Below are 11,635 nucleotides of genomic sequence, written 5' to 3' on the forward strand. Positions count from 1 at the left end.
CTTCGGTGGTATGCCTTCCGCTCCGCCACCTGGTGATCCGGCTCCCGCCGACGGCGCGCTGCCCGCCTCGGCATTGCGCGAGGTGACCGGGCGCCCGCTGAGTTTCTATGTGCACGTGCCGTTCTGCCGGGTGCGGTGCGGCTACTGCGATTTCAACACCTACACGGCCGATCAGCTGGGCCCCGGCGGCGGGCCGGACGCGTGGCTTGCCGCGGTGCATTCCGAGATCGATCTGGCCGCCCGGGTGCTGGGCGAGCAGGCACCCGAGGTCAGCACGGTCTTCTTCGGTGGTGGCACCCCGACGCTATTGAGGCCATCTCAGTTGACCGAGGTGCTTGCACATATCGCCGGGCGCTTCGGGCTTCGTCCCGGCGCGGAGGTCACCACCGAGGCCAACCCGGAGACTATCGGCCCGGCCGAGTTGGACGCACTGCTGGTCGGGGGCATCAACCGGCTGAGTCTCGGTATGCAGTCCGCTGTCCCGCATGTGCTGGCCACCCTCGACCGGGTACACACCCCCGGGCGCGCGCTCGAGCTGGTCGGCCTGGCCCGGCAGGCCGGGTTCGGCCAGATCAGCCTGGATCTGATCTATGGCACGCCCGGCGAGCGGCCGCAGGATTGGCAGGCCAGTCTGGACGCGGTCATTGCCGCAGATCCCGATCATGTCTCTGCCTACGCTCTGGTCATCGAGCCCGGCACCGCGATGGCGCGCCGGGTGGCCCACGGCGAGATCCCACCGACCGACGACGATCGGCAGGCCGACTACTATCTGATGGCCGAGAACCGGCTGAAAGCGGCCGGCTACGAGAACTACGAAGTGAGTAACTGGGCGCGTGATCGCTCCCACCGGGCGCGTCACAATCTTGCCTACTGGCGGGGCGACAACTGGTGGGGGGTGGGCCCGGGCGCGCACTCCCATGTCGGCGGGGTGCGCTGGTGGAATCTGCGGCATCCGGCGCGTTATGCAGCTGCGCTGGAGGCTGGCCACAGCCCCGCCCAGGCCCGTGAGGTGTTGGACGCGGACACCCGCCGGATCGAGCGGGTGCTGCTCGAACTGCGGATCTCCGACGGGTTGTCAGTCGAGGTCCTGACGGCCAGCGAACGTGGTCGGTTGCCCGCGCTTGCCGCTCGTGGCCTGATCGAGCGGGAGGACGAGCGCATCAGGCTGACGCTGGATGGCCGGCTGCTGGCCGATGCGGTCATCAGAGACCTGCTGGATTGAGACCGCGTTTGTTCGCGCGTCCTGTCCGGATCCGGGCGCCCGGGCTACTAGCCTTCCGCAGGTGGGACTCTCCAATGATCGCTATGGCCGTGACGTGCTCGACCCGAGGGCAGCGCGCAACCGGCGTCCGCAAACCAAGGACATCCCGATGCGACTCGGGATGGTGGTCGAGGACCCGGGGTCCGGATTCGTCGGGGAGATCATGGGCTGGGAGAACGGCCTGGTGATCCTGGAGGATCGCCGGGGAAAACGACGCAGCTTCCCGGTCGGCCCCGGGTTCTGGCTCGACGGCAAGCCGGTTGCGCTGCGGATTCCGCCCCGTACCGGGTCCACCAGGCGCTACACCGCCTCGGGCGCCCGGGCTGTGCCGGAGGGCAAGGCCAAGGTGGCGCTGCCCAGCCGCATCTACGTCGAGGGTCGCCACGACGCCGAACTCGTCGAGAAGATCTGGGGCGGCGATCTGCGCCACGTCGGGGTGGTCGTCGAATACCTGGGCGGCATCGACGATCTGGTCGCGATCGTGGCCGAGTTTCAGCCCGAGCCCGGACGCCGGCTAGGCGTGCTGGTCGACCATCTGGTCAGCGGCAGCAAGGAGACCCGGATCGCCCAGCAGGTCGCCCACGGTGGCTACGGCGACGTCGTCCAGATCACCGGGCACCGGTTCATCGACATCTGGCAGGCGATCAAACCTGAGGTCATCGGCATCAAGGCTTGGCCGCAGGTGCCCCGCGATGTCGATTTCAAGAAGGGCACGCTGGCCGCGCTCGGCCTGCCGCACTCCGATCAGACCGACATCGCGCATGCCTGGCAGTCGATGCTCGGGCGGGTGCACACCTTCCGCGATCTGGATCCGGACTTCAATCGCGAGGTCGAAAAGCTCATTGACTTCGTCACTCAGGACCATCTGGATGAGATCGGCTGACCATGTCGCATTGCGGTCGGCTGGATCAAGCCGAGCCGACCAGCCGCGAGTTACGTTATCGTCGACCTTATGACCGAAAACGGAGCTGAGCAGATTACCCCAGCCGGGGGCGAGTCTAACCACACCAGTTGTCAGAAGACCCCCACCCCACCCACTCGAAGTGAGCAGGCGCCCGCTGCCGATCCTCGCGACGAGCAGACCCCCTCTGCCGAGGATGAGACGCTGCCCGTTGAGGACGACCAGGCGCAGCCCGAGGACACCCCGACCGCCGGTGCTGAGCCGCAAGAAGCTGAGCCGCAGGAAGCCGAGGATCAGCCTGCCGAGATCCAGGCTGAGGATGCCCAGCCCGTGGACGCCGGGGATACCCAGACCGTGGACGCCGAGGACCAGCCCGAGGGCGTCCAGGTTCAGCCTGCCGACGTCCAGCCAGACGAAGAGGAGCAGCCCGCACCTCCCGAAGACGCGCAGACAACTCCCGAGGACGCGCAGGCCTCTACCGAGGATGAGTCGGCCCCTACCGAGGAGCCGTCCCCGCCCGCCCAGCGCGCGAAGACGCTGCCCGTCGAGGGCGTGCGGCCGCTGTCCAATGAAGGCGAGCACGCACCTGCAGCCGAGGGCGTCCAGACGCTGCCCCCCGAGGGTGAGGAAGTGCTGTCCGTCGAAGATGTGAAGACGTTGTCCCACGAGGACGTGGAGGCGCTGTCCGAGCAGAAGCTGACAACCCCGGCCGACCGCCCCTACGTGCCGCCCGCACAGGACGATTCGGTCACGGCGTTCGCCCCCGAGATGTGGGAGCTCGGCGGCTGGCCGCTGGGAGCCACCTTCGACGCCCAAAAGAACATGACATCGTTCGCTGTCTATGCCCCGAAAGCGACGCGAGTAGCGATCGAACTGTATGACGAGGAGATCGGGGCCGACGCCACCCACCGGTTCGATGCGGTCAAGGGGGAGGACGGTGCGTGGCGCAGCCAGCTGGTCGGCGTGGTGGCCGGACAGCTCTACGGCTATCGCGTCTGGGGCACCAACTGGGATGTGGACCCCGACTGGCAGCCGGGTTCCCTGGCCGGTTTCATCTCCGATCGGGATTCGGAGGGCAACCATTTCAATCCCAACAAGCTGCTGCTCGACCCCTATGCCCGGGAGATCAGCCATGTCCCGCTCAGCCCCCGCATCCTGAAGGCCGGAGCCGACCGGGGCGTGTTCGCCACCGGCGGCGGCGACTACCACGGCAGGGTGCGCCGCAGCGTCGATTCCGGCCGGTTCACCCCGAAGGGCGTGGTCATCAGCGACAACACCGGTACGGGGGAGGCGCCGAATCGTCCCGCTCAAGATGTGACGATCTATGAGGGTCACATCAAGAACCTCACCATGCATCCGTCGGCAGCCAAGCTCGGCGATCTGCTGGCCGGCGAGGAACTGTTCGACGACGTGCGCAATCTCCCCGATGAGCTGCGGGGCACCTACGCCGGTGCGGCCTACCTCGCGCCTTACCTCAAGGGCCTCGGCTTCACCACGCTCGAGCTGCTCCCGGTGCACGAGACCGACTCCGATCAGGTGGGTGCGGTCAATGGCACCACCAACTTCTGGGGCTACCAGACGATCGGTTTCTTCGCGCCGAACCGCGACTATGCCCATGACAAGTCGCCGGGCGGCCCGACCCGTGAGTTCAAGGAAATGGTGCGGACGTTCCACGAGCACGACGTCGAGGTCTACCTCGACGTGGTCTTCAACCACACCGCCGAGGGCGGAAACTGGGACCACGACATCGATTCGGCGGCGTTCACCAGCTTCGGCGGATTCGCGACCACGCACTACTACGATCTGACCTCCGACGGGTACATCGTCGACGGGGCTACCGGGTCGTCCAACCAGACGAACTTCTCGACCCGGGCGATGTGCGATGTCGTGATGAATTCGCTCATCTACTGGCATGACGTCATGGGCGTGGACGGCTTCCGGTTCGATCTGGCCACCGTGCTCGGACGCTTCCCGTCAGCATCGGACAAAGAGGACTGGGGCGGCAGGCGGCGCTTCTTCAACGCCCACCCGCTGTTGCGGGAGGTCGTCGACTGGGCCGATGATCGCGGTATCGAGGTCATCGCCGAGGCCTGGGATCTGTGGGGATATGAGGTCGGTAATTTCCCGTCCGGGTGGGGAGAATGGAACGGCCGTTTCCGCGATGCGGTGCGCCACTACCTGAAAGGCGACGGCAATACCCGCGCGTTCATCGAACTGTTCAACGGCGACTGGCTGCATTTCAACGACAATGCCGGTCCGCAGAAGTCCATCAATTTCGTAACTGCCCATGATGGTTTCACCATGTTCGACCTGGTCAGCTTCAATGAGCCGATCAACGACCAGCCCTTCCCCTTCGGACCCTCGGACGGCGGAAGTCCGCAGAACAACTCCTGGGACTCGGGCGGCGATCAGGCGCTGCGGCGCACCCGGTGGCGCAACAACTGGGTGACGCTGATGTGCGCACGCGGCGTCCCGATGGTGGTCAGCGGGGACGAGTACGGCCGCACCCAGAACGGAAACAACAATCCGTGGAATCTCAACACCATCGGGATGTGGAACAACTGGGCCCAGCTGTCGTCCAATACCCCCACCCGGCTGCCGGTCGACCCCGACAATCCGGAGCTGGCGTCCTATTTCGATGTGGTGGGCGAATGCGATTCAGCGCCGAATGTCAACCCGATGTTCCGGTTTGCCCGGTTCACCGCTCGGCTGCGCGCATTGGATGTGACCTTGCGCCAGAAGACCTGGGGTTCGGGAAAACTGGATTCCGACAACGTGAGCTACCTGTACTATTGCCCCGACCTTTCACGGGAACCCGGCTTGACCGACCGGCAATTGACGGTGCTGATCAACGGCGCCGGTGTGGGTGGCACCGATTACCTGGTCATGATCAATATGTACACGTCGCCGGCGGTGTTCAAGGTGCCGGACTCCACCGAGATCTCGCGCCGCGACCTCAAGTGGCACCGCCTCATCGACACCGCTCCGTGGGCCGAATCGGTCGGCAACTGCTGGCCGCCGGCCGATGGGGACGTGATTGAAGGCAGCTATACCGTAGAGCCGTGGTCGATCGCGGTCCTGGCAGCGGCGTCCGATCAATCGCCCGTTTTCGACTACCGGGGTTTCCCTGCTCGCCGCCGTCGGCGGTTGGACGCTGCCGCGCTGGCTGAATAGGCGGTGAGGAATGGTAGACACGCACGACGACATACTCGAACTGATGGTCGAGGTCGCCGATCGGGTGATCCGGCCCGGGTTCCGGGCGCTGAGTGGCAACGACATCGACGAGAAATCGCCGGGTGACTACGTCACCGTGGCCGATCGGGAATCCGAGAAGTTGCTGACCGCCGCGCTGCTGGCGCGCAATCCTGGCTGCCTGGTGGTGGGGGAGGAAGCCAGCTACGCCGATCCCTCGATTCGCGAGGGCCTGGGCGTGGCCGACCTCGCGTACACCGTCGACCCGGTCGATGGCACCGGCAACTTCGTCAAGGGATCGCCCGACTATGCCGTGATGATCGCCGAGATCCGTCGCAGCGAGGTGACGCGCTCGTGGATCTGGCAGCCCGAGGCGGGACGCGCCTATGTGGCCGAGCGCGGTGCGGGGGTGACCTGTAACGGTGAGCCGATGACCAGGGTCGAGGCACACCGCCCGGCGCGCGCCGGCGGAGCCAGCAGGGTCTGGCAGTGCTTCGATTCGGCGGACGGCTTCGCCGAGCCCGTCGGGTCGAATTTCTGCGCCGGGTTCGACTATCCGCAGCTGCTTCGCGGGGAGGCCGATTTCTTCGTCTACCGCAGGCCGATGCCGTGGGACCATCTGCCCGGCCTATTGATGGTGCGCGAGTTGGGCGGCGCGACCGTCCAGGTCGACGGCCGGGGCTACGGCCCGGGCAGCCAACGTGTTCAGGCGATCTGTGCGTCGACCGATGCCGGGCTGGCCGACGACGTGGCCGGACGCTGGGATCCGCCTGAGGCCCATTGACTGGCGTCCGCCGGCACGCGGGGTAAGCTTGGCACTCGGAATTGTGGAGTGCCAGCGACCAAGGAGGGGAGAACGATGGACGACCGGAAGCTGAGAGTGCTCGGCGCCATCGTCACCGATTACGTGGCCACCCGCGAGCCGGTCGGCTCGAAGGCCTTGGTAGAGCGTCACAGCCTGGATGTCTCCCCGGCGACCATCCGTAACGACATGGCGGTCCTGGAGGAGGAGGGCTATCTCGCCCAGCCACACACCAGCGCCGGGCGCGTCCCCACGGACAAGGGCTACCGGCTGTTCGTGGACCGGCTGGCGACCGTCAAGCCACTGTCGAGCGCCGAACGACGGGCGATCTCGAGTTTCCTGGCCGGGGCAGTCGATGTCGACGACATCGTCCATCGCACCGTCCGGCTGCTCGCCCAGCTCACCCGTCAGGTCGCGATCGTGCAGTACCCGGCATCCAGTTCTGCGACCGTGCGGCATGTCGAGGTGATCAGCCTGAGCAGCGATCGGGTGCTGGTGATTCTCATCGATTCCACCGCCCGCATCGACCAGCATCCGGTGACGCTGAGCGAGTACACCGAGGACGAACTCGAGACCTGGCGCGGCCGGCTCAATGCCGCCGTTGCGGGCCGTAAGCCCCAGCAAGCCGACGCCGCGCTCGCCGAGCTGGCCGCCGAACCGGAGTTCGATGAGGCCGGGCTCGGCCTGATCGTGGCAGCGCTGCGCACCATGTTGGCCTACGACCCGTCCAATGAGGTCGTGGTGGCGGGCATGCCCAATCTGATGCGCTACGGCGCGTCCTACCAGCAGGCGATCGGCCCGGTGGTGGATGCGCTCGAAGAGCAGGTGGTGCTGCTGCGTCTGTTGGGCGATGCGGTCGCCGAGCATCCTGGTGAGGTGACGGTGCGTATCGGCCAGGAGAATCCGTACGTCCCGTTGCACAGCACCTCGCTGGTGGCAAGCGAGTACGGTTCCGACGAGGTCTGGGCTTCGCTGGGCGTGGTCGGGCCGACGTCGATGGACTATTCCTCAACGATCTCCGCCGTGCGGGCCGTCGCCCGTTATGTCGGCAGATTCCTGGCAGAAGGATGAACGAGAACAACTGATGAGCAACCCTGATTACTACCAGGTACTGGGCGTGCCCCGGGATGCCAGTGCGGAGCAGATCAAGAAGGCTTACCGCAAGATGGCCATGAAGGTGCATCCCGATGTGGCCACCGATGCGGACGCCGAAGAGAAGTTCAAGCAGGTCAACGAGGCCTACGAGGTCTTGAGCGACCCCAACAAGCGGGCCGTCTTCGACCGGGGCGGTGACCCGATGGGTCACGGCGCCGCCGGTGGTGATCCGTTCTCGAGGATGGGTGGCTTCTCCGGCTTCAACGCCTACGCCGGCGGGCAGGGCTTCGACATCGGCGATCTGTTCGGCGCGATGTTCGGCCAGACCACCGCCAGCCGCGGGCCGAAGTCCCGCGTCCGGCGCGGCCAGGATCAACTCATTCGCACCAAGCTGACGCTGCCGGAGGCTGTCTTCGGGGTGACCAAGCCGGTCACCTTCGACACCTACGTGCTGTGTGATGCCTGCAACGGCTCCGGCTCGAAGGACAATCGCGAGCCCGTTACCTGCACCCGGTGCCAGGGACGCGGCGAGATCATCGTCTCGCAGCGCTCGATCCTCGGCGAGATCCGCACCTCGCAGCCCTGCCCGTCGTGCCAGGGCTTCGGGAACATCATTCCCGAACCCTGCCCCGAATGCTCCGGCCACGGCCGCATCTCCCAGCAGCGCACCATCAATGTCAAGATTCCCGGTGGTGTCGACACCGGCAACCGGGTTCACCTGTCCGGTCAGGGCGAGATCGGACCCGGTGCCGGGCCCGCCGGCGACCTCTACGTCGAGATCCAGGTGCTGCCGCACGATGTCTTCCGGCGTGACCACGACAATCTCGAAATGGTCGTCAGGTTGCCGATGGCGCTGGCCGCGCTGGGCACCCACATCGACATCGACACCCTGGAATCCGAGCTGCCCGACTGCCCCGAGGATCGCCGCAAGGTACACGTCGAGGTGCCGGCCGGAACCCAGTCGGGCACCCGCCTGGTCATGGCGGGCCACGGCGTGCCGAGCCTGCGGACCAACCGTCGCGGTGAGACCCCGCGCGGCGACCTGGGTGTCACCATGCTCGTCCAGACCCCGACGAAGCTGGACGCCGAGCAGCGCGAGCTGCTGGCCCAGCTGGCTCGGTTGCGCGGCGAGGCCGGTCCGGAGGTGCTGACCAAGCCGGAGGAGAAGGGCTTCTTCAACCGCCTCAAGGACGTCTTCAGCTGATGACCGACGCGCTCTACCTGGCCGATCTGGGTGCTGATCCGCGTCCCGGTGGCCTGGTGGAGCTTGGCGGCGATGAGGGACGCCACGCGGCGGTGGTCAAGCGCACCCGCGTCGGTGAGCAGCTGCTGGTGGCCGACGGAGCCGGACGGGCGATCCGCGGGCCGGTGATCGAGACCAGCAAGCAGGGGCTTGTGGTGCGCATCGACGAGGTGCTGATCGCCGCGCCGGGCAGGCACCGCTGGACGATCGTCCAAGCGCTGGCCAAGGGCGAACGCTCCGAGATAGCCGTTGAATCCCTGACCGAGCTCGGCGCCGACCGCATCATCGCCTGGCAGGCCTCGCGCAGCGTGGTCCGCTGGGACGCCCGGGCAGGTATCCCCGACAAGTCCGCGAAAGGCCTCGCCAAGTGGCAGGCGGTTGCCCGTGCTTCCACCAAGCAGTCTCGTCGATTCCGGGTGCCCGACGTCGAGTATGCGTCCACCGCCGACATCGTGGACGTCATTGCGGGCGCCGATCTGGCGCTGGTCGCCCACGAGGAAGCGACGATTCGGCTGGCGAGCGTCGACGTTCCGGCCACCGGTGAGGTGGTCGTCATCATCGGCCCCGAAGGCGGCATCAGCCCCGATGAACTCCGGTGCTTCGAGCAGGCCGGTGCCACGGCGGTGAGCCTGGGCGACGGGGTGCTGCGCACCTCCAGCGCGGGCGTGGTGAGTCTGGCTCAGTTGCAGGTGCTGGCCGCCCGGCAGGCAGGCTAGCTCTCAGATCCCGAGTTCGGCCGGTACCGTACGCCCGCTCGGCCGCAGTCCTGACAGATCGATATCGACCCGGTGGTTGCGGTCCGCGGTGGAGCCGAGCATGAGGTGGGCGCCGATGCCCAGCGACTGCCAGCGACTGCGGTAGATCCACTGCAGCGCAGTCGGATCGCTCACCCGCCAGAAATTCACCAGGTAGCCGCCCTCGAACAGATGGATCAAGCTGTAGCCGCCGGGATAGGCGGCGCAGGCTGCGTTCTCCAGATAGCGCGCGTTGGTGTCGGCCAGATCGGCGCGGTCGCGGCGCATCCGGTGGGTGTGCCCGGCCAGGTGCAGAAACACCCCGGGCGCCTGGCGTTCGATCAGCTGCAGCCGTAGCCGGTCACGCCCGCGCAGCATGAACTGCGGTCCTGATGCCGACGACCATGCCGCATCGGTGGTGACCGGGTGATGCGTGGTCGCCAGGGTCGGACGCTGCGGGTCGGTCTCCAGCTCGGCCATGATCTGGGCGTACTGGCCGGGAAGGATCCAGCCGCCCCCGGACCCGCGGGTGGAATCCATCGCGAGCACCCGCAGCCCGCTGGGCTCCGATACGGCCTGGGCCTGCTGGTAGCCGACGAAGTAATCACCAAAAGGGTCGTCATCACGCCTGGGATGATCGTGGTTTCCCCGGGTGGCGACCCAGTCGACCAGTTCGGTGCCGTAGCCGTCCAGCAGCTTGCGGGCGATCCGGTTCTGTTCGGGGGTGTTGTCGTAGGTGATGTCTCCGTTGGCGATCAGCAGCGGCCGGCCATGGCGGCCGGTCAGTTCGTCCAGCGCAGCGGCGCACATCATCCGGGGGTAATCCGCCTGATCCGGCCGGGGACAGACCGAGGTCGGCAATGCCCCGAGCACGATGCCCTGCCGGCGTTCGCCGATGTGGATGTCGTTGACCACCGCAACCGTGGTCAGATAGCGGCCCTTCGGCACGGTCAGCGTCGTGAACTGGCGGGTGCGCTCGCAGCACCCGACGACCCGGGTGGGACGCAGCGCGGCCGCGGCCAGCTTTCCCTCCGACGATGCCTGGAACTGGTAGGTTCGGCCCGGCTCGAGACCGGTGATCTCCACGACGTGGTAGACCCGTGGGGTCGGATCCTCGTGTACCAACTGCATCGGGCCGCCCACCGGGCCGATGGCGACCTCGGTTCCGACGGCGACCGGTTTGGGGATGGCGATGCCCAGCCTGGCTGCATGGGTGACCCAGCTGATCACGACGCTGGTGGGGGTGACGGTCAACACTTCGAGATCGGTGGCCAGCACCCTGCCCCGGGTAAACGAGTCGGCTGCTGCTGGTGCATCGATGGTGGCAGTGCTCAACTGGTAATCCACAGACCCTTAACCTACCCCCTGGGCGTTCGAAATACCGATTTGGTTCCGCAGATTGCCGCTCACGCCCCGAGCAGAATCGTGCCGCCCACCAGCCCATTCACGGTAGATTCCCCACCTATGGCAGGTGTTCAGCGTCGACGGCATGTCGTGACCGTTGTCGTCAATCCTCGATCGGGACGAGGGCGCGCGACCCGCCTGCTGCCCAGGGTACAGGCGGCCCTCCAGGAAGGCCTGCCCGACTCCGAGCTGCGGATCATGCGCACGCGTTCGTTCGACGACGCCCGGCAGCTGGCGCTCGCTGCGGTGGCCCAAGCCGCACCGGCCGAAGCAGGCCGCCGTCCGGATGTGCTGGTGATGATGGGCGGCGACGGGATGGCGAGCCTGGGACTGAATGCCTGCGCAGGCAGCCACATCCCATTGGCGATCATTCCCACCGGCACCGGTGACGATTTCGCGCGCGGTGTGGGCATCCCGCGCAAACCCGCCGAGGCGGTTCAGGCGATCATCGCCGGGCACACCAAGATGATCGACCTGGCGCTGGTCACCGGCGACCTCACCGACGGCCACAAGCAACGATATGTGGGCTCGGTCGTCTCCACGGGCTATGACGCGAAGGTCAACTATCGGGTCAATCACGCGAAGGTGAGATCGTATGCGTGGTCGCTGCTCGCCGAGATGGCGCAGCTGCGGCCGCTGAACTACCGGTTGACGATCGACGGCCGGCCGTTGCATACCCGCGCCGTGATCGCCGCGGTCGGCAACGCCGGCTACGTCGGCGGCGGCATCCATCTGTGCCCGGCCGCCGATGTGACCGACGGTCTGCTCGACATCATGATGATCGGGCCGGTCAGCCGATGGACGCTGATCAGACTCTTCCCCCTGTTGTTCCGCCCCGGTTTCGTCAAGCATCCGGCGATCACCCAGCTGCAGGCGCACGAGGTGATCGTCGACGGGGACGGGCTGGTGCCGATGGCCGACGGCGAAGAACTCGGGGCCACCCCGTTGCGCATCAGCTGCGTGCCGTCGGCACTGACTATCGTGGTGGGTAATGACTGAACCG

At 66.8% G+C, this 11,635-nt stretch carries 9 protein-coding genes; 8 read left to right on the plus strand and 1 reads right to left on the minus strand.

Translation table 11 applies throughout. The features are described from left to right. Positions 1-10 precede the first annotated feature (10 nt). The 7 genes from hemW to QUE25_RS13030 all read left to right on the plus strand — a co-directional run bounded on the left by hemW (position 11) and on the right by QUE25_RS13030 (position 9,210). Positions 11-1,222, plus strand: coding sequence for a radical SAM family heme chaperone HemW (gene hemW / locus QUE25_RS13000; RefSeq protein ID WP_286265688.1), 1,212 nt, complete (start codon positions 11-13; stop codon positions 1,220-1,222). 61 nt (positions 1,223-1,283) lie between these two features. After that, positions 1,284-2,144 (plus strand): DUF3097 domain-containing protein, encoded by an 861-nt coding sequence (locus QUE25_RS13005; protein WP_286265690.1) that lies wholly within the window; start codon positions 1,284-1,286, stop codon positions 2,142-2,144. 69 nt (positions 2,145-2,213) lie between these two features. Next, positions 2,214-5,336, plus strand: a complete 3,123-nt coding sequence (locus tag QUE25_RS13010) for an alpha-amylase family glycosyl hydrolase (RefSeq protein WP_286265691.1) — start codon at positions 2,214-2,216, stop codon at positions 5,334-5,336. A gap of 10 nt (positions 5,337-5,346) precedes the next feature. Continuing rightward, positions 5,347-6,138, plus strand: coding sequence for an inositol monophosphatase family protein (locus tag QUE25_RS13015; RefSeq protein WP_286265693.1), 792 nt, complete (start codon positions 5,347-5,349; stop codon positions 6,136-6,138). Between the two features lie 75 nt (positions 6,139-6,213). Continuing rightward, entirely contained in the window at positions 6,214-7,227 is a 1,014-nt protein-coding gene (gene hrcA, locus QUE25_RS13020; protein WP_286265694.1) for a heat-inducible transcriptional repressor HrcA, read from the plus strand. A gap of 13 nt (positions 7,228-7,240) precedes the next feature. Then, positions 7,241-8,455, plus strand: coding sequence for a molecular chaperone DnaJ (dnaJ, locus tag QUE25_RS13025; RefSeq protein ID WP_286265696.1), 1,215 nt, complete (start codon positions 7,241-7,243; stop codon positions 8,453-8,455). Further along, entirely contained in the window at positions 8,455-9,210 is a 756-nt protein-coding gene (locus QUE25_RS13030; RefSeq protein ID WP_286265699.1) for a 16S rRNA (uracil(1498)-N(3))-methyltransferase, read from the plus strand. Before dnaJ ends, QUE25_RS13030 begins: the two co-directional genes overlap by 1 nt. 3 nt (positions 9,211-9,213) lie before the next feature. Here QUE25_RS13030 and QUE25_RS13035 read toward each other — a convergent pair whose 3' ends face one another. Next, entirely contained in the window at positions 9,214-10,563 is a 1,350-nt protein-coding gene (locus QUE25_RS13035; protein ID WP_286265703.1) for a metallophosphoesterase, read from the minus strand. A gap of 129 nt (positions 10,564-10,692) precedes the next feature. Here QUE25_RS13035 and QUE25_RS13040 point away from each other — a divergent pair, with 129 nt between their 5' ends. Then, positions 10,693-11,631, plus strand: a complete 939-nt coding sequence (locus QUE25_RS13040) for a diacylglycerol/lipid kinase family protein (RefSeq protein WP_286265705.1) — start codon at positions 10,693-10,695, stop codon at positions 11,629-11,631. The last annotated feature ends 4 nt before the right edge of the window (positions 11,632-11,635 follow it).

It is taken from the genome of Brooklawnia propionicigenes, from assembly GCF_030297015.1.
GTDB classification, from domain to species: Bacteria; Actinomycetota; Actinomycetes; order Propionibacteriales; family Propionibacteriaceae; genus Brooklawnia; species Brooklawnia propionicigenes.